We start from the raw sequence: 20362 nt of genomic DNA, 5'->3' as shown, positions 1-20362 counted from the left end.
ATCAGTTTATTTAACAATGGCTTACGATTTTGCTTTAGCGCTATTCAAAAATAACTGATATGCCGGGCTGTGGGTTTCTTCTTGATAAACGAAACCTAACTCCGTTAAAAACTGTGCAAATGCCACGTCGTCTTTAGCCGGAACTTCAAACCCAGTTAACACCCTGCCAAAGGCTGCCCCATGGTTACGGTAATGAAATAAACTGATATTCCATTTACTCTGTAAAGTGGTTAAAAACTTCAACAATGCCCCTGGATGCTCAGGAAATTCAAAACTAAACAAGCGCTCTTCTAGTGGCTCAAGTGGGTGACCACCGACCATATAACGCACATGTAATTTAGCGGTTTCATCTTGGGATAAATCTTGAACTTCAAAGCCTTCAGACTCAAGTTTAGCGATAATTTCGCTTAGCTCTGCTTGGCCACCGGTAAGACGAATGCCGGCAAATACCACCGCAATGTCACGGCTACTAAAGCGATAGTTAAATTCGGTCATCACCCGTTTATCGAGTAACTCGCAAAAACGTAAAAAGCTGCCAGGCTTTTCAGGGATTTTTACCGCTAGTACCGCTTCTTTTTGCTCAGCTAATTCACAGCGTTCAGACACATAACGTAAACTATGAAAATTCACATTGGCGCCACTCAATATTGCCGCGACTTTTTTCGGTGCATTAATGGAGTCACCTTGTTGGGCCATGTATTTTTTAAGCCCAGCAATCGACAAGGCCCCTGCAGGTTCAGCTATCGCGCGGGTATCTTCAAAAATATCTTTTACTGCCGCACAAATTTCATCAGAAGTAACCGTAACCACTTCATCAACGTATTCACGCGCTAAGCGAAATGGCTCTGTACCAATGCGTTTAACCGCTACGCCGTCAGCAAACAAACCGACTTGAGCCAGTGTCACAGGTTCATCGGCTTCTAATGCCGCCTTTAAACATGCTGCATCTTCGGGTTCGACTCCAATGATCCTCACTTGTGGCATTACCGCTTTATAATAAGCCGCAATACCGGCAATTAAGCCACCACCGCCAACGGGCACAAACACGATTTCGATATCGCGTTGCTGCTGGACCATTTCTTGCGCAATAGTGCCTTGCCCCGCAATAACCGCTTCATCATCAAAAGGAGCGATATAAACACGCCCTTCTGTTACCGACAGATTCTTTGCATAGTCATTGGCTTGATCAAACGCCTGCCCATAAAGCACCACATTGCCACCTAAGCGTTTCACAGCATCAATCTTAATATCTGGCGTGGTACTAGGCATTACAATTACGGCATCAATACCGCGACTGGCAGCAGACATCGCTACCCCTTGAGCGTGATTGCCCGCCGATGCACACACCACACCTCTATCACACTCATCTTGAGTTAACGCTGCTATACGGTTGTAGGCACCACGTATTTTAAATGAATGCACAGGTTGCATATCTTCACGCTTTAAATACACCTGACAACCAAAGCGAGCAGACAATTTATTCATGCTCGACAATGGCGTCACTTTAGCCACATCATACACAGACGATAGCAAAATTTTCTGTAAATAATAATGCGCTAAATCTAATTGAGTTTGAGACGCCAAAGCCAACATATTACCCCTCCAGCTTAGTGCGATCGCGTACAGCACCTTTATCAGCACTGGTTGCCAATAATGCATAAGCTTTAAGGGCTAATGACACATAACGCTCACGAGACACCGGCTTCCAACCTAACGGGCCTTTAGCATCCATGGCTGTGCGACGCTGAGTCAGCTCTGCTTCACTAACATTTAATTGAATGCTGCGCTTGGGAATATCGATCGCAATTTGATCGCCGTTTTCGATCAGTGCAATTGTGCCACCTGAGGCTGCTTCTGGTGATACATGGCCAATAGACAAACCAGAAGTACCACCCGAAAAACGACCATCAGTAATTAACGCACATTTAGCGCCTAAACCACGCGATTTTAAATAGGTTGTTGGATAAAGCATTTCTTGCATACCAGGACCACCTTTAGGGCCTTCGTAGCGGATAACAACCACATCTCCTTCAACCACTTCGCCGCCTAAAATACCGGCTACCGCATCATCTTGGCTTTCATACACGCGTGCACTACCAACAAAAGTTAAATTAGACTCATCAACCCCTGCCGTTTTCACAATACAGCCATCAACGGCAACGTTACCTGACAATACGGCTAAGCCACCTTCTTGACTAAAGGCAAACTCACGCGAACGAATACAGCCATTTTCACGGTCGTCATCAACGCTGTCCCAACGACAATTTTGGCTAAATGCTTTAGTGGTTGGAATACCTGCAGGGCCGGCACTAAAAAAGCGGATCACTGCTGGGTCGTTAGTCTGTTTAATGTCGTATTTAGCTAAAACTGATTTTAAATCGCCGCCATTATCTGCGGCCACATGCGGTACATCGTTATGGATTAAACCAGCTCTATCTAACTCGCCTAAAATACCCATCACCCCACCAGCACGGTGAACATCTTCCATATGATATTTAGGCGTTGATGGTGCAACCTTACATAGATGAGGCACTAAGCGCGATATGCGATCAATATCAGCCATAGTAAAGTCAATTTCCGCCTCTTGTGCGGCAGCCACTAAATGCAACACTGTATTAGATGAACCGCCCATGGCAACATCGAGTACCATGGCATTTTCAAATGATTTAAATGACGCAATATTACGTGGTAATGCTGTTTCATCGTCATGCTTGTAATAACGTTCTGCCAACATCATCACGCGGCGACCTGCTTCTAAAAATAATTCACGACGGTCTTCATGAGTTGCGAGCATTGAACCGTTACCCGGTAACGATAAGCCTAAGGCTTCGGTTAAACAGTTCATTGAATTAGCAGTAAACATACCCGAGCATGAGCCACAAGTAGGACAAGCACTGCGTTCGATTTGCTTACTGTCTTCGTCACTGACATTAGAGTCTGCACCGGCGATCATGGCATCAACTAAATCAAGTTTAATAATTTTATCGGATAGCTTAGTTTTACCCGCTTCCATTGGTCCACCGGATACAAATACCACCGGAATGTTTAACCGCAGCGCCGCCATTAACATGCCTGGAGTAATTTTATCGCAGTTAGAAATACACACTAATGCATCGGCACAATGCGCATTGACCATGTATTCAACACTGTCTGCAATTAACTCGCGCGATGGTAAGCTATACAGCATGCCGCCATGGCCCATCGCAATACCGTCATCTACGGCTATAGTATTAAATTCTTTGGCAATGCCGCCTGCTTCTTCAATGGCACCTGCAACCAATGATCCCATATTCTTTAAATGCACATGTCCAGGGACAAACTGAGTGAACGAATTGGCAATCGCTATGATAGGTTTACCAAAATCATTTTCTTTCACGCCAGTGGCACGCCATAGTGCGCGGGCGCCTGCCATGTTGCGGCCTTCGGTACTGGTAGCTGAACGTAATTTTGGCATTGCTAATATCCTTTGTTTAATGTGGTGCGCGCTATCGGTTTATTCACCTTATAACGACTAAAATAATCTCTAACTACATAATCTCTAACTAAATCGTGCTGGATTTAATCGTAAACTCTAGCCGTTGGCGACTTGGTTTAATGGTGCCGCCGATAGCACTTTACAGTGCGTGACATCAATTAATTTATCTAACTGGTTGCTGAGCAATTCAATGGCACGTTCGGCCTCAACCCATAAGTCGACCGCCATACTGGCGTCTTCATTAATGCGAACCTGCATTTGGGTGACTTTAAAACCACGATGGCGAGTAACACGTAGCACGCGTTCCAGTACTTCGGGACGTTGTTGAACGGTTATTTCTAATGCATGCATCATGTTTGCTTCTCCATTTGATCCATCATTTCACTATTACTCGCACCCGGTGGCACTAGAGGCCATACATTAAAAGCATCATCAATCGACACATGTAACATAAAAGGACCGCTACTATTCAACATATCATCTAACCCTTGTTCGACTTGATCCGCTCGCGTTATCGTTCGACCTGGAATATCAAACGCCGATGCCATCAGGACAAAGTTAGGATTGTCAGATAAATCTGTTTCACTGTAACGCTCTTCAAAAAATAACTGTTGCCATTGCTTAACCATACCCAGTTTTTGATTATCAATCAGTAAGATTTTTACCGGCAATTTACGACGCTTAATGGTGGTCAATTCTTGAACATTCATCATAAACGAACCATCACCAGAGACCGTGACCACTGTCGCATCAGGTCGGGCAACTTGTGCGCCAATAGCGGCAGGTAAGCCGAAACCCATAGTACCTAAGCCTGCACTGGATAAATGATCTTCAGGACGGCGGAACCACATGTGCTGCGCCACCCACATTTGATGCTGGCCAACATCACAAGCAACGACACTGTCTTCAGGAAGTTTATTGGCTAAACGGCGTAACATCGCTGGCGCATAAATTAAATCGCCCGGGTGTTGGTAATTCCATTGGTGCTTGCGGGATAACTCCTCCACATCAACTTGCCATTGAGCAATATCGAGTTTGCCAGCAACGGCGGCCGTTAGTGCAGGTAACACTATGCTAAGTTCAGCAGCTATCGCCACGTCAGCTTGACGTAACTTACCGATTTCGGCGGCATCGATGTCTAAATGCAATACTTTGGCATTACTGGCAAAACTCGCAAGCCGGCCGGTAACGCGGTCATCAAAACGTGCGCCTACTACCATTAATAAATCACATTCTTGCACAGCAAGGTTTGCCCCTTTGCCACCATGCATACCCAACATGCCTAAATAACCTTTAGTGCCATGTGCAATACTGCCCAAGCCTTTTAACGTTGCCACTGATGGAATGCCTGTGGTGTCGATGAACTGACGTAAATGCGCAACGGCGCCAGCCATACCCACACCACCACCAACATACAACATAGGCTTCTTAGCGTGCTTAATTAACTCTGCGGCGGCATCTAAGTCAGCCACCAGAGGCTGTAATTCATCAGTAACACTTTGAAGGGGGGTTTTATATTCTAATGCAGCAAGTTGAATGTCTTTGGGAATATCAACTAAAACCGGACCAGGACGTCCTTCTGCTGCAATTTCAAAAGCGCGATATAAGGTGGGAATAAGCTCATTGATGTCGGTGACCATAAAACTGTGTTTGGTGCATGACAACGACATACCTAATACATCTATCTCTTGGAATGCATCGGTACCGATAACACTAGTAGACACTTGGCCCGTTATGGCAACTAGTGGAACCGAGTCAAGTAAAGCGTCGGCAAGTGAGGTGATTAAGTTAGTGGCCCCTGGGCCTGATGTTGCAAAGCACACCCCGGTTTTACCACTAGCACGGGCATATCCCACGGCAGCAAACGCGGCACCTTGTTCATGACGGCTAAGCAAGTGCTCTACAGGACCACCATAAAGGGCATCATAGATTGGCATAATCGCCCCACCAGGATAACCAAATACGGTTGTCACACCATGTGCTGCTAGCACTTTGATTACTGCATCCGCGCCGCGCATTTTCTGTCCTGCTTCCATATGTTGCTCTCTACTTCGTCAATGTATCTGCTGCTCTACTGTGTAATATTGGGTCTTTGGTTTTACTTAAGCCTAAAACTAAAAAACCCCCGGTCCTTTCGGAGCGGGGGTTTTTGCAATCTGTTTGACTCTTAGGTCAGTCTAGTTGCCAAAACGCCACCCCCGCTGTGACTTAATAATCACTACGGTAATAATTTCGAGAATGAGAATGGCTGTGTGGTTTAACATGTTTTAGACTGTATCCTAAGTTTCTAGTATTAATTCGTTTGGTTATGTTCAAATAACATTACGGTATAACTAACAAGTACCATAAAAGATTTATCCAGCACAACTAAAAAATTGCCATTATAAAAAAAATTCAGCTTCCCTGCCGAGACAATGCAAACAACAACAAAAACTTAACGCATGAGTTCAACGAATAAATAATTAGAACTCAATCTAACAATTTGTTTTTTCAGCGTCCTAATCAATAACATTAGGACGTTTCGATTGATGCCTGTCCGACAACGACAACATAAACATGTTGCAAAAAACACTGAACAGGTACTTCACCAGTGACCTTATACGTTAGCTCGCTTCAACAATACTTTTCATATCGGTCATGTAACCACGTAACTCAGCGCCGATATACTCAACCTCTGTATTACGAATTTGTTCATTGACGTCGATTAAGCGAAGGTTATCAACACCTGTTGCTTGGTCTTTAAGCCCAGCACCTAAGTACTCTGATGACATAGCGTTAACATAATCACGTAACATTGGTACTGCTGCATGGTTGAATAAGTAACAACCGTATTCAGCCGTATCCGAGATAACCACGTTCATTTCATATAAACGCTTACGCGCAATAGTGTTGGCAATCAATGGTGTTTCATGTAGCGATTCATAATAAGCCGACTCTTCAACAATACCTGCGGCAACCATGGTATCAAACGCCAGTTCAACACCCGCTTTGATCATTGCCACTAAGAAAATACCTTTGTCGAAATAGGTTTGTTCATCGATATGTTCAGATGACACCGGCGCATTTTCAAATGCGGTTTCGTTGGTTTCAGCTCTCCAACGCAACAAGTTAGTGTCATCATTAGCCCAATCTTCCATCATAGTGCGAGAGAACTCACCGCTGATAATGTCGTCCATGTGCTTTTCAAATAATGGCTTAAGGATAACTTTCAACTCTTCAGCCATATCAAATGCTTTGATTTTAGCTGGGTTTGATAAGCGGTCCATCATGTTGGTAATGCCGCCGTGCTTAAGTGCTTCGGTAACAGTCTCCCAACCTTGCTGAATTAACTTGCCGGCATAACCAGGCTCAACACCGTCAGCGACCATTTTCTCGTAACCTAAAATGGCACCTGTTTGTAACATGCCACATAAAATGGTCTGTTCGCCCATCAAATCTGACTTAACTTCAGCCACAAACGATGACATTAATACACCGGCACGGTCGCCACCGGTAGCACTGGCATAAGCTTTAGCAATCGCTAAACCATCACCATTTGGATCATTTTCTGGATGTACTGCAATCAATGTCGGTACGCCAAAACCGCGCTTGTATTCTTCACGAACTTCCGTAGCAGGGCATTTTGGCGCAACCATAACCACAGTAATGTCTGGACGAACTTGCATACCTTCTTCAACGATATTGAAACCGTGTGAATAAGATAACGTAGCACCTTGCTTCATTAATGGCATAACCGCATTAACGACATTAGTGTGTTGCTTATCTGGTGTTAGGTTTAACACTAAATCAGCCGCAGGAATAAGCTCTTCAAAGGTGCCAACTTTAAAACCGTTATCGGTGGCTTTTTGCCATGATGCACGCTTTTCAGCAATGGCTTGCGGACGTAAGGCAAAAGAAATATTTAGGCCTGAGTCACGCATGTTTAAACCTTGGTTAAGGCCTTGTGCGCCGCAACCTAAAATCACGATGTTCCAATCTTTAATATATTGGCAACCGTCACTGAATTCAGTACGGTCCATAAAGCGGCATTGTGCTAATTGAGCTAATTGTTGACGTAAATTCAGAGAGTTAAAATAGTTAGCCATCTGATACCACCTTTAAAATTTAGTAATTTGGGACTCAACATCTTATAAGTCAGCGACCTTAAGCGTTGTGATTGAAGTCACTATAGCGTATGCATATGATTGCTTAAAATGATATATTCGGGACATGATGTTGCAATTAATGCAACATGAAATGATTAACCTGATATTTAGCTTAATACTCAAATTAATACTCAACTTAATGCGTGCTTGAAGGTGCTGTAATGGATATCCGTTCACTTAAAATGTATTTACACCTATGCGATAGCCTACATTTTGCCAAAACGGCGGAGCAATCGCATGTCAGCCCGTCAACCTTAAGCCGTGCGTTGCAGCGTTTAGAAGAAGAAGTGGGCAGTAAATTATTTGACCGTGACAATCGAAGCGTCACTATTACCCACGCGGGCGTTGAATTTAAACGTTTTGCAGAACAGACATTATCTGAATGGACCCAGCTGCGCAGTCGTATTGACCCAAGCCAGCAATTTTTACGCGGCAATCTTAACCTGTACTGCTCAGTTACCGCAGCTTATAGCCATTTACCGGCACTGTTAGATCGGTTTAGACGTGAGCATCCCCATGTCGATATCAATCTCAACACCGGAGATCCAGCTAATGCGGTAAATCAAATTCAAAAAAATCGCGCCGATATCGCGATTATTGCATTACCGGAGGCGTTTCCAAGTAGCTTGCATTTTACTCCGATTGATAAAGTACCGATTTCCGTCATTGCGCCCACAATACAATGCCAAGTTCAGCAATGGGTAAACCAGCCAAAAATTGACTGGGCTAAACTGCCCTATATCGTACCGGACCATGGTCCCGGCAGAAAAAGGATTGATTTATGGTTTAAGCAAATGGGCATAAAACCCAATATTTATGCCCAAGTCTCTGGTCAGGAGGCGATTGTCTCTATGGTCGCGCTCGGCTGTGGTGTTGGTATTAGTCCAGAAGCGGTGATCCACAATAGTCCGGTACGCGATCGCATCCAAACCTTAGCTTCGCCAATCCCGATCCCGCCATTTGAATTAGGCTGTTGCTGCAAAGAAAAACGCACCAATGATCCAATCATTAGTGCGTTCTTAGACATCATTTAATGGTGCCGTGTAGATTGTTTAAGCTAATTGACTTAAGGCAGTGGCGGCATCTCAATATCTAACCGAGTAACCAGTAGTTGGTCGACTTTGTATGAGTCAATATCGACTACCTCAAATTTGTAACCTGCATAATTGACAAAGTCAGTACGTTTGGGGATTTTGCGCAACATATACATCATAAAACCAGCAATGGTTTCGTAATTTTGATTATGCGGAAACACTTCAATATTAAATGCTCGCATTACATCAGTAATCGGTGTAACCCCATCGACTAACCAAGAGTTACCATCACGGGCAACAATTTGTTCTTCACTTTCATGTAATGACCACGCGCCCATAACGGCACTTTGTAAATCATTGGTGGTAACTATGCCAACAACCAAAGCATATTCGTTCATCACCACCGCAAAGTCGGAACGATTATTCTTAAAATATTCCATCGACTCAGACAAGGTTAACGTATCTGGAATGATGAGGCAGTTATGCACTAACGTACTGCCTTTTAAGGTGATGTTCTCGCCGTTAATTACCCTAATCAGTAACTCTTTTGCATCAACAAAACCTTTGATCATATCCAGTTGACCATCACAAACTAAAAATTTGTTATGCGGGTTTTTAGCAATTTTCTGTTTGATGTCTTCTTCGCTGTCTTGCAGTAAAAAATACACTAAACTTTCACGTGCTGTCATTGCAGAGGTCACCGACACCGACTGCATTTCAAACACGTTTTCCATCATTTGTTGTTCGCCTTTATCCATCACCCCAGCTTCAGTACCGGCTGTCATCATGGCGTAAATATCATCATGGGTGACTTGGTCATTACGTGCTGTAGGCACTTGCAACAATTTAAAAATTGCATTGGCCAAACCATTAAAAATCCACACAAACGGCTTTAATACTTTAATGCACAAAATAATTGGCATTACAAAAGTGACCGCGACTTGCTCTGGGATCACCATCGCAATTCGTTTAGGCATCAAATCAGCAAATAAAATAAACAACGAAGTGACCGTCACAAATGAACAAACAAAACTCAGCTGTAAACCCCACTCATTGCCCAATAAAGGCAACAGTAATTGTTCAAAATGAGGTCTAAAGGCTGATTCACCCACAATACCGCCCATAATCGCGACCGCATTGAGTCCGATTTGTACCACGGTAAAAAAACTGCCTGGATGCGCCTGAAGTTTAAGCACTTTTGCGGCACGTAAATCGCCCTCATCAGCCATTAATTGCAAACGCATTTTTCGTGATGCCGCGAGGGCAATTTCAGACATAGAAAAAAAACAACTAATGCCGATCAGGCACAAGATGATCAATAAATTATCAGAGAGGCTCATAGTTTACCTTTACCTGAATACTAGCCAAAATATCAGGAATGTATGTACATATCTTTGTTGCAAAATGGGCAAATGCAAGACCTCAGCCATTTATTAACATTCAAATTAATAAGGCTAATGATTCAATACAGATAGAAATAACGAGTGATGGAATATCATTATAGTGTTTCACGACAACAGACCTATTTATACTCGGTCTCTGTGAACTATAAAGCGACGGTATTCTACTCAACATCAGTCATTTAAACTAGCTTACAAGCACAACTTTATCTCACTTATTTAGCCTTTATCACGCAAAAAAAAACATCACTGCTAAACTGTAACCACCTCTTCATTTGTATATTATTCAAACAAAAGGAATTGTTGATGGCGATAGCCTGTGTATTTACTCGAGCAAGTTGTGGTGTAGAAGCGCCAAGAGTCACTGTTGAAGTTCATTTAAGCAACGGTTTACCCGCATTTAATCTAGTCGGACTGCCAGAAACTTCTGTCAAAGAAGCCAAAGAGCGTGTCAGAAGTGCGTTGATTAATGCGGGATTTGAATTCCCTCAAAAAAGAATTACCGTCAACCTAGCCCCAGCAGATTTACCAAAACAAGGTGGCCGCTATGATTTGCCTATTGCAGTCGGTATTCTCGCCGCATCAAATCAAGTTCCAGCTAAAGCGTTACACCAATGCGAGTTTGTTGGTGAGCTGGCTCTTTCTGGGCAAATTCGACCTTGCAGTGGATTATTACCAGCCATTATCGCGGCACGTAATGATCAGCACCATTTTTTTATGCCCATCGAAAATAGACATGAAGCAGAGCTGGTTGGCTATAAGCACAGTTATTTTGTCGCTCACTTGCAAAACTTGGCGGCATTCCTACATGGCCAAGCACAATTGCCGTTACTCGATACCTTACCCGAGTGGATTGAAGAAGAACCTCTGGTGCAATCATCGCTATGTATGAGCGATGTTATTGGCCAATATCAGGCAAAACATGGGCTTGAAATCGCCGCAGCCGGAGGACATAACATGTTGTTTATTGGCCCCCCAGGGACGGGGAAAAGTATGTTAGCCAATCGTATTATTCCGTTATTGCCAAAACTCACTTACGATGAAGCCATTGAAGTAGCAGCGATTCATTCTGTCGCCGGATTACATGTACAACCGCAAAATTTCCTTAACCGGCCTTTTCGCTCGCCGCATCATACATCATCATCTATTGCACTTATTGGCGGCGGCAGCCATCCCAAACCAGGTGAGATATCATTGGCGCACCGTGGAATATTATTTCTTGATGAAATAGCAGAGTTTCCTCGTAAAGTATTGGATTGTCTGCGTGAACCTTTGGAAACGGGTCAAGTTGAGATTTCACGTGCGGCAGCAAAATTGACCTTCTTAAGTCGATTTCAACTCATTGCCGCAATGAACCCAAGCCCTTGTGGTGATACGGAGCGCGCACGTTCGACTCCAGATCAAATTCAGCGTTACTTATCACGTTTATCGGGACCTTTTTTAGACCGCTTCGATTTAACCGTAGATGTTCCTAAACTTCCTGCTGGCACCTTAACCCAACAACACCAACCCAGTGAGTCCAGCGTTGAAATAGCTAAACGGGTCAAACAAGCACGCGATCTACAACTCAGCCGCGCTGGGGTATTAAACAGTGAATTAACCCCAAAACAACTCAAACAAGATGGCGCTATAACTCAACCAGATCTCGCTTTTTTGGAACAAAGTGTCGTGAGCTTAGGATTGTCTGTACGTAGTTTTCATCGGATTCAACGGGTATCTCGTACCATTGCCGACTTACAGCAATCCCCTACAACTGAGCGCAGTCACATAGCTCAAGCCCTTGGTTATAGGGCCATGGATCGATTACTGGCAAAATTGAATCAGCAATAAACGTAATTTAACCTATCGTATAGATTGAGCAAAACTGCGACTACGAGTAACATAGCCCTCCGTTTAATAGGAGAGAAAAATGTCGCTGCTTTCGAAAATCAAAGGTTCAATTGCATTCTTATGCTATTTATTTAATACCATTTTTTGGACCATCCCTATCTTGGCGTTCAGTATTGTAAAATTGATCCCGATTGGCATTTGTCAAAAAATATGTAGTTATATTCTCGATAATTGCGCTACTGCATGGATCGGTGTCAATACGATAGTAGAATCAATTTTTCATCCAATGCGTATCAATGTCACTGGCGACCAATCTTTTTCTGAACAAGAATGGTACATGGTTATTGCTAACCATCAATCGTGGGTCGATATCCTCATTTTACAGCGAGTATTTAACCGCAAAATTCCCTTTTTAAAGTTTTTCCTCAAACAAGAACTGATTTTTGTCCCGGTACTTGGCCTCGCTTGGTGGGCATTAGACTTTCCATTTATGCGCCGTTACAGCACATCACAGTTGCGAAAAAATCCTAAATTGAAAGGTAAAGATATCGAGATTACTCGTAAAGCCTGTGAAAAATTTAAAACGAAACCTGTGAGTATTATGAACTTTGTTGAAGGTACTCGTTTTACGGCAGCTAAACATGATAAACAAGGCTCACCTTTTCAGCACCTTCTAAAACCTAAGGCTGGAGGAATGGCATTCGCATTATCCGCTATGGGAGAGCACATTAATAAACTGGTTAATGTCACCATATATTATCCAGATACCGTACCGACTTATTGGCACTATATTTGTGGTGGATTATCAGAGGTAAGAGTGGACATTAAAATCACTGATATTCCTCAGCGTATGCGTGGTGACTACCTAAAAGATCGCGAATTTAAAATTGAATTTCAAGAGCAGCTCAATCAACTTTGGCTAGATAAAGACCTGCAGTTACAAAATTTTGCGTCACAAGCAAAACAAGAGGGTTAACAAAATATGCTGGCTTTTTTACCTGGTCCAATACTGTTTATTATCAGTCTGACGCTATTGATCATCAATACCATTGTATGGAGCTCATTATTAACCATTGGCGGTGTGGCTAAATTATTACTGCCGTTCTTGCCTGCTCGCCGATTATTAACGCGAATAATGAACCGTTTTATGTGGTCATGGGCCACATGCAATGGCGGTATTTTATATTTGATATCCAACATTGAATGGGATGTAAAAGGGTTAGATAAACTCGACCCAAACGGTTGGTATTTACTGATCAGTAACCATGTCAGTGGCTTTGATATTGCAGCCCAAACGTATTTATTGCGTAACCATATTCCAATGTTGAAGTTCTTTTTAAAAAAAGAACTATTATATGTACCAATAATGGGCTTAGGTTGCTGGGCGCTCGACATGCCGTTTATGGATCGTACGAGTGCAGCAAAACTGAAAAAAAATCCTAAATTGAAAGGCAAAGATCTGCAAACAACCCGCAAAGCTTGCGAGCGTTTTAAGGACATGCCTACATCGATTATTAATTATGTTGAAGGCAGTCGGTTTACCGAAGAAAAACGACTACGTCAGAATTCACCTTATCGCCATTTATTACGTCCTAAAGCCAGTGGGATAGCTTTTACACTCTCAGCAATGGGCGAACAGTTTACCGGCCTGCTAAATATCACCTTGGTTTATCCTGAAACCTCGGAAAAAGTATTGGCGAATGTGATGCACGGACGCACTAAAAAAGTGGTGATCCGTATTGAAACTCTGCCCGTACCCAAAGTGGACTCAGAGGTCTACTTTTCAAGCCCAGAAACTCGTGTCGAATTTCAGCGGTGGTTAAATCAGCTTTGGCTTGAAAAAGATCAGCAAATAGATGACATAATAAAAGCTTACCAACAGCAGTAACTGCATTGAAGAGGTTAAACTGTCATAAAACCGACAAATGACGATTTTCTGTTGCGTTAAAGGTGTAAAACTGTCAGTTTTATAAGGAAAAAGAGTTTATCGATAACTCAATTGATAAAATTAATTAACAATTGAATGTGTAAGACTTAATGTCGGATTTTATTGTTAATATAATTGAAAGTTGTCACAGCCTTTCCAATAAATTTTTTATAGGTGAAATTTGAATTTTCGTGCATTCACGCTTTTAACACACTGGCTAATTTTAGTCATAACATTGAGTTTTTCAGTGTCTGTTTCAGCGCAAAAAAATGATCCTTATGACAGCTTAACCGAAGTAAAATTTGACCATTTCAGTACCGAAGGGGACCTTAATCAAAACTCGATTACTCGTCTGTTTATGGACAGCTCAGGAATGCTTTGGATAGGGACTCAAGACGGTCTACACAGCTATAATGGTGTTGAGTTTGATTTATACTTAAAACAGCCAAAAAATACCAACTCTATTTCAGGCAATTTAATTACTGATATTTTGCAGTCACCTGACGGCGATTTATGGATAGGCACCTTCAACAATGGACTCAATCGATTTAACCTTACTACAGGGGAGTTTACTGCGTTTAAACAACCCCAAGGCTTAACTGAACTTCAGGTAACCCATCTTGCCGTGATTGGCGATACCTTATGGGTAGGTACTCGTTCGGGTTTGTACATACTATCTTTAAAAACCGAAAAAATTATTCTCGTCAGTTTAGGCAATAATATCACGCCCAATATTACCAGCATTGCCAATATTGACGATAAATACATTGTCGTTGGCACTCAATCACATGGCACATTTGCCATTGATAGTAATACTATTATTCGGCTTGATATCCCGCTCAATATGACGGTAAACCAAATCAAATCCAGCTCTGTTTATTCCGTCTGGCTGGCCATCGACAACCAAATTTGGCGCTACAATCTCGATACCCATAAAAAAGAACTGATATGGTCGCATGATGATAGTTTTGGCGATAACCGTAAGATAATTGATTTTATCGTGGTTAATGCCAATCAAATTTTTGCTATCGGCAACAATACCGGTTTATTCAAACTCGATTTTATGGGTGGCAAGTGGCACAGCACGCTTTATAAACATGATCCGCAAAAACTCAATTCCATCAGTGCTAATACACTACAAAGCCTAATGCTAGATCAAAACGGCACCCTATGGATTGGTACAGGTTATTCGGGCATCGATAAACTAAATCTCAGCCATCAATATTTTAGCCATTTTTACGACTACCAAACCAATGCTCCGGGCATGGCAAACATGATCCGCGTCATTTTCAGGGACACACAGCAACGCCTGTGGATAGGCACCGATGGTGCTGGACTTAAGTATTTGGCCCCCGATGATAACCAATATCATTACATCAATGATTTATTTGCAAAAACATTAGCGATACCTACAGAACAATTATCCTTGATAGTGCATGACATTAAACAAGATAAACAAGGTTTACTATGGTTTGCCACCAATGTAGGGCTGTTTACCTTAGATAAGAGCAATACCCTGCAGCAAATTAAACCGGCAAACGCACAATTTTATGCCGATACCCAAATCCGCAGTTTAGCCTTTGATGACAAAGACCGTTTATGGATAGCCAGCTCACAAGGTTTGTATTTTATCTCTGAGTATACAAATCGCATGATGGCTTATAACTTCGGCTTTCAAGCTGATTTTTCGCCATTCAAATACCAAATTATTAAACTTTATTTTAGCCAAGGTTATTTATGGCTAGGCACTATGGGCGGAGTGGTAAGGCTTTCAGCTGAAGCACAAAAACTAGACTTTTTGAGCCATGATTCAGAAAACCCTTACAGTCTGAGTGACAATCGTGTCAGAGACTTTTTGTTAGCAGAAAATGGCGACTTTTGGGTGGCTACACATGGTGGTATAGACAAGCTAACAATAGAATACGGCACGTTTAAATTTGAAAGAATGGACGTCAACGCAGACAAAAGCAGTAATACAGTTTATGCGATTTTAGAAGACGAAAAACACGATTTATGGCTGAGTACTAACTCGGGTATTTCACGTTTTACCCCGAGTAATAAAAGCTTTATTTCTTATAATAAATTCGAAGGTTTGCAAGCCAATGAATTTAATGGTTCAGCTAAGTTTAAAGAGCTTAACGGTACCTTATGGTTTGGTGGTATTCGAGGCCTTAACCAATTTAACCCCAGCACTATTCCAAGCCAAAGGTCTGAGAACAAACTGGCGCTGACAAAATACACGATTGGTGAAACCCAACACCCTATTCGCGACTTAAGCCATGCTCCGCGCATTATCATGCCTTATGAACAACAACTCATCAGCTTTGAAGTCGGCTCGCTCAATTTCAGTTACCCAGGATTAAGCCGTTTTAGCTACTTTTTAGACGGTTATGACAACGATTGGCGCGAATTATCCCATGGCAACGAAATCACCTATACCAACTTACCACCTGGTGAATACAAGTTAGTGGTTCGTCATGCGCTAGGGACGAATAGATACAGCCAATACACACTTAATGTGAACGTGTCAGTAGTGCCACCAATGTATATGAGCAACACAGCTTATATTCTGTATATTACGGTCGGATTATTAATTATTGTTTGGTTTTTTTATGCCCGAAAGAAAAAACAGGCCAAGCAACGTGAATTTGACAACAGTATTCGCGCCTCTGAAGAGCGTCTAAAACTGGCACTTTGGGCTTCTGGCGATGGTATGTGGGATTGGAACATTAAAGACGATAAAGTCTATCGAACTAACATGATCGAGCCGATGAGTTTTTCGTTAAAAGATCAGTTATTGAATAAAAATATTGATCCAGAAGACCGACCACGAGTGCAAAAACTGCTTAACGATCACCTTAACGGTGAAAGTGAGTTCTTTGAAGCAGAGTATCGCGTTGAAACTAAACCTGGAGAATGGGCTTGGGTGTTAGATCGTGGTCAAATTGTTGAACGTGATGGCAATAATATTCCAGTGCGAATGGCTGGAACTCATAAAGACATTACTAGCCGAAAAATCACAGAAAACGAACTCAAGCTATCATCGCAAGTCTTGTTTAGTATGAACGAAGCCGTTGTCGTTGGTGAACTAGACTATCAAATACGCTCAATCAATCCAGCTTTTAGTCGCATTACTGGCTTTAAACATCGTGATGTTGTCGGTAAGCATTTCTTGTTTTTAACCATGGGAAAGCAGTCGCGCGAGTTTTATAACTCAGTTGAAACCCAGCTATTAAGACACAAACATTGGGCCGGTGAAATTCACATTAGAACTCGCAACCGTCGCGGCATTCTTGCATGGCTAGAAATTAACCAAGTTATCGATAATAAAGGTGAAACGAGTCACTTTGTGGCGGTGTTCACCGATATTACTGCCCGTAAAAAAGCCGAAGAAGATTTACGAGTATTGGCTAACTTTGATCCACTGACCGGACTGCCTAACCGCACTTTATTCCAGGACAGGCTCAACCAAGCCGTGACGAAAGCACACCGTGCCAATAGCATCGTAGCATTGTTATTTTTAGATCTTGACCGATTTAAACATATCAATGACTCAATGGGCCACCACATCGGTGATTTACTGCTTAAAGCCGTCGCGCATCGCCTGCAAAATGCTGTACGAGATGGCGATACCGTTGCACGCTTAGGCGGAGATGAATTTACCATTATTTTAGAAGGTGTTGCCAAAACGAAAGCCGCCACCATTATTGCCGAAAAAGTGTTACATGCTTTTCAAACACCTTTTTTACTTGACGATAAAATACTGACTATATCACCGTCGATTGGTATCAGTTTGTACCCAGAAGATGCAGATGATACCACCTCATTGATTAAGTATGCTGATACCGCCATGTATCACGCAAAATCACTGGGGCGCAATAACTTCCAATTCTATACCGAGCAATTAAACCAATATGCTACACGTCATGTTCAGTTAGAGGCCGGACTTAAAAAAGCGATTCAAGACAATGAGCTATATTTGGTTTATCAACCTAAATACGATGTAAAAACTGAAAAAATTATCGGACTGGAAGCGTTAATGCGCTGGGAAAGCCCAGAACTTGGCTTTATTTCACCGGTTGAGTTTATTCCGCTAGCGGAAGAAACAGGCATCATCAATCAGATTGGTCAATGGGCTATTCAACAAGCCTGTAACCAACTGGCGCAATGGCATCAACAAGGTTTTGAGCATATATCTGTCGCCGTTAACCTTTCAGCCAGACAATTGAAAGCCGATATCATTTCGACCATAGAAGTCGCATTAGCGGTATCTGGATTACCGGCAAGCGCCTTAGAACTCGAATTAACCGAGTCGATGATTATGGGTAACCCACAGGATTCCGTTGCCGTGCTATCGCAACTCAAAGCATTAGGCTTAACCATTGCGATTGATGACTTTGGTACCGGATACTCAAGCTTAAGCTATTTGAAACGCTTCCCAATTGATACCTTGAAGATTGATCGTGAATTTGTACGTGATATAACTGAAGATCCTGACGATGCTGCCATCACTAGCGCCATTATAACCTTGGCACACAGTTTAGAGCTTAACGTTGTTGCTGAAGGTGTTGAAACCCAAGCGCAATTGAATTTCTTACGTGAGGGGGGGTGTGATCAAGTACAGGGCTTCTTGCTCAGTAAACCACTGAGTGCGGTTAATTGCCTTGCATTATTAACGCAAGACAAAGTTAAGATTAGTCATTCATAAGGCAAAATAAAAGCTCCATTTAGGAGCTTTTATGTGTATTTTACTGATTGAATAAACTATAAGCTATAAGCTATAAGCTATAAGCTATAAGCTATAAACTACGGTGCAACACGTTCAACGCGTTTTACCCAGCCTTGCGGTGCAGTAACGTTGCCTTTTTGTAGCTCAGTAAACAGCTTATAAATACGCTGAATATTAGGACCTACCTTACCGTCGCCAACGGTCAAAACCCGACCATCTTCGAAGATATATGAACTGACAGGCGATACCACCGCAGCAGTACCAAATCCACCCGCTTCAATAATTTCACCCGCTTCAATATCAGCAATGAATTTATCTAACATCACCGTTTCTTGTCTCACTTCACAACCCAGCATATCCCCAAGTTCCATAATGGACTGAGAGGTAATGGATTTTAAAATGGTGTCTGTGAATGTCGGAATAATCACAGTGCCATCTTTTAAAATGTGAAAGTGATTCATCGCGCCAGCTTCTTCAATTTGAGTATTAGTTGAATCTAAATACAATACCTGCGATGCGCCATATTCTACAGCGGCTTTACCTGCACGCAGTGAAGCAGCATAGTTACCAGCAGCTTTTGAAGCACCAGTACCACCAGATACTGCACGGTGGTACTTAGTACTGATTAACAAGCGAATACCATTATTAACCCCAGAGGCATAATACGCTCCAGATGGGCTTAGCATGACGCAGAATGTATATTGCTGACTAGGGCTAACAGACAAACGATCTTCTGTTGCAAAAATAAAAGGTCGAATGTATAAACACGCACCTTGTTGCTGTGGGAACCACAAACGGTCAACATCAATAAGGGCATTAATTGCCTTTACTTGCATACTTTCATCGATATTCGGAATACACACGATATCGGCAGAACGGTTCATGCGCTCAGCGTTTTTATTTAAGCGGAAGGTGTAAATCTCGCCATCTTCGTGCATAAAGGCTTTAGCGCCTTCAAAAATTGATTGGCCATAATGCAATGACATTGCACCGGGTGCCATTTCAAACGGGCCGTAAGGAACTATGCGCGGATCGCACCATTGACCATCACGATAATCCATCAAAAACATGTGATCAGTACGAAGCTTACCGAAACCCACATCGCCTTCAGGCTTAAATGGCTCTGTGCGGCGCTCTGACGCTGATTTTAAATTATATTTTATGTCCATTGCATACCACCTTAAAAACTGAGCTTGCAGACTATGGAGGCTAGAGAATAATGTCAAGTCGCAGCCCTAGATCCTAAATCAAAATACGTCAATTGAACGTAACAAGCATCAATATATTTATTCATACTGCAACAGACAAACTGTCAGTGCATATCTCATTCTGTCACTAGCCTAATCACAACGCATCAATCAAGATTAATCAAAGTTATGTCACCAAGAATGATTATCCATTTATGGCTAACTTGCCACTGCTGCAATCACCGAAATTTCAACCAAGTATTCAGGTTCGGCAATCGCTGCTTGTACACAAGCTCTTGCTGGGGCATGCCCTTTGGGTAACCAGTTGTCCCACACTTGATTCATTGCATCGTAATCAGCCATATCTTTAAGGTAAATAGTGGCTGATAAAATATGATCGCGTCGACTACCCGATTGTACGAGCAAGCTTTCGACCTCTTCAAGCATGGTAATAGTTTGGGTATTAATATCGGTGAACTTATCTTTAGCCACCTGGCCGCACAGATAAACGGTATTGTTGTGGATCACAATACTGCTCATGCGAGTGTTAACATCGAGTCGGGTAATTGTCATAAAAAGGTCTTTTACTGTCTTGGTTAGCAGATGAAAATAGCGCGATCTGAGATAAAGCACAA

13 protein-coding genes are annotated in these 20362 nt (G+C 42.4%); 5 read left to right on the top strand and 8 right to left on the bottom strand.

What is annotated here, in order from left to right; genetic code table 11:
- Nucleotides 1-21 precede the first annotated feature (21 nt).
- The 5 genes from ilvA to ilvC all read right to left on the bottom strand — a co-directional run bounded on the left by ilvA (nt 22) and on the right by ilvC (nt 7560).
- Nucleotides 22-1593: a threonine ammonia-lyase, biosynthetic gene (gene ilvA, locus AAEY97_RS04200; protein ID WP_350996794.1), complete on the bottom strand. Its 1572-nt coding sequence runs from the start codon at nt 1591-1593 to the stop codon at nt 22-24.
- A 1-nt stretch (nt 1594) separates the two neighbouring features.
- Nucleotides 1595-3454 carry a dihydroxy-acid dehydratase gene (gene ilvD, locus AAEY97_RS04195; protein ID WP_350996791.1) on the bottom strand — a complete coding sequence of 620 codons (1860 nt, stop codon included), beginning with the start codon at nt 3452-3454 and terminating at the stop codon, nt 1595-1597.
- A 117-nt stretch (nt 3455-3571) separates the two neighbouring features.
- Nucleotides 3572-3829 (bottom strand): acetolactate synthase 2 small subunit, encoded by a 258-nt coding sequence (gene ilvM, locus AAEY97_RS04190; protein WP_011635912.1) that lies wholly within the window; start codon nt 3827-3829, stop codon nt 3572-3574.
- The gene (gene ilvG / locus AAEY97_RS04185; protein WP_101087265.1) at nt 3826-5511 is read right to left on the bottom strand and encodes an acetolactate synthase 2 catalytic subunit; all 1686 of its coding nucleotides are present in this window, start codon (nt 5509-5511) and stop codon (nt 3826-3828) included. The genes ilvM and ilvG overlap by 4 nt, the downstream gene beginning before the upstream one ends.
- A gap of 567 nt (nt 5512-6078) precedes the next feature.
- A complete protein-coding gene (gene ilvC / locus AAEY97_RS04180; protein WP_350996787.1) occupies nt 6079-7560 on the bottom strand; it encodes a ketol-acid reductoisomerase in 1482 nt (493 codons plus the stop codon).
- A gap of 221 nt (nt 7561-7781) precedes the next feature.
- On the opposite strand from ilvC, the gene ilvY reads away from it, so the two are divergent.
- Nucleotides 7782-8654: an HTH-type transcriptional activator IlvY gene (gene ilvY, locus AAEY97_RS04175; protein WP_350996784.1), complete on the top strand. Its 873-nt coding sequence runs from the start codon at nt 7782-7784 to the stop codon at nt 8652-8654.
- Nucleotides 8655-8686: 32 nt separating this feature from the next.
- Here ilvY and paeA read toward each other — a convergent pair whose 3' ends face one another.
- A complete protein-coding gene (gene paeA, locus AAEY97_RS04170; RefSeq protein WP_101087269.1) occupies nt 8687-9994 on the bottom strand; it encodes a polyamine export protein PaeA in 1308 nt (435 codons plus the stop codon).
- Between the two features lie 366 nt (nt 9995-10360).
- Between paeA and AAEY97_RS04165 the strand changes: the two genes are divergently transcribed.
- The 4 genes from AAEY97_RS04165 to AAEY97_RS04150 all read left to right on the top strand — a co-directional run bounded on the left by AAEY97_RS04165 (nt 10361) and on the right by AAEY97_RS04150 (nt 18519).
- Entirely contained in the window at nt 10361-11884 is a 1524-nt protein-coding gene (locus tag AAEY97_RS04165) for a YifB family Mg chelatase-like AAA ATPase (protein ID WP_101087270.1), read from the top strand.
- 79 nt (nt 11885-11963) lie between these two features.
- A complete protein-coding gene (gene yihG, locus AAEY97_RS04160) occupies nt 11964-12860 on the top strand; it encodes a 1-acylglycerol-3-phosphate O-acyltransferase, YihG family (RefSeq protein WP_335692665.1) in 897 nt (298 codons plus the stop codon).
- A 6-nt stretch (nt 12861-12866) separates the two neighbouring features.
- Complete coding sequence (yihG, locus tag AAEY97_RS04155; protein WP_350996780.1) at nt 12867-13772, top strand: 1-acylglycerol-3-phosphate O-acyltransferase, YihG family; 906 nt, start codon at nt 12867-12869, stop codon at nt 13770-13772.
- 286 nt (nt 13773-14058) lie between these two features.
- Nucleotides 14059-18519, top strand: a complete 4461-nt coding sequence (locus tag AAEY97_RS04150) for an EAL domain-containing protein (protein WP_101087315.1) — start codon at nt 14059-14061, stop codon at nt 18517-18519.
- A 98-nt stretch (nt 18520-18617) separates the two neighbouring features.
- Here the strand turns inward: AAEY97_RS04150 and AAEY97_RS04145 are convergent, their stop codons facing one another.
- Both AAEY97_RS04145 and AAEY97_RS04140 read right to left on the bottom strand, forming a co-directional pair.
- Nucleotides 18618-19709, bottom strand: coding sequence for a branched-chain amino acid aminotransferase (locus AAEY97_RS04145; RefSeq protein ID WP_101087273.1), 1092 nt, complete (start codon nt 19707-19709; stop codon nt 18618-18620).
- Between the two features lie 237 nt (nt 19710-19946).
- Nucleotides 19947-20300, bottom strand: a complete 354-nt coding sequence (locus AAEY97_RS04140; protein WP_162022163.1) for a RidA family protein — start codon at nt 20298-20300, stop codon at nt 19947-19949.
- Nucleotides 20301-20362 lie beyond the last annotated feature (62 nt).

This window comes from Shewanella sp. TB7-MNA-CIBAN-0143 (assembly GCF_040310065.1).
Taxonomy (GTDB): Bacteria; Pseudomonadota; Gammaproteobacteria; order Enterobacterales; family Shewanellaceae; genus Shewanella.
This window is presented reverse-complemented; position numbering and strand designations above follow the sequence as displayed.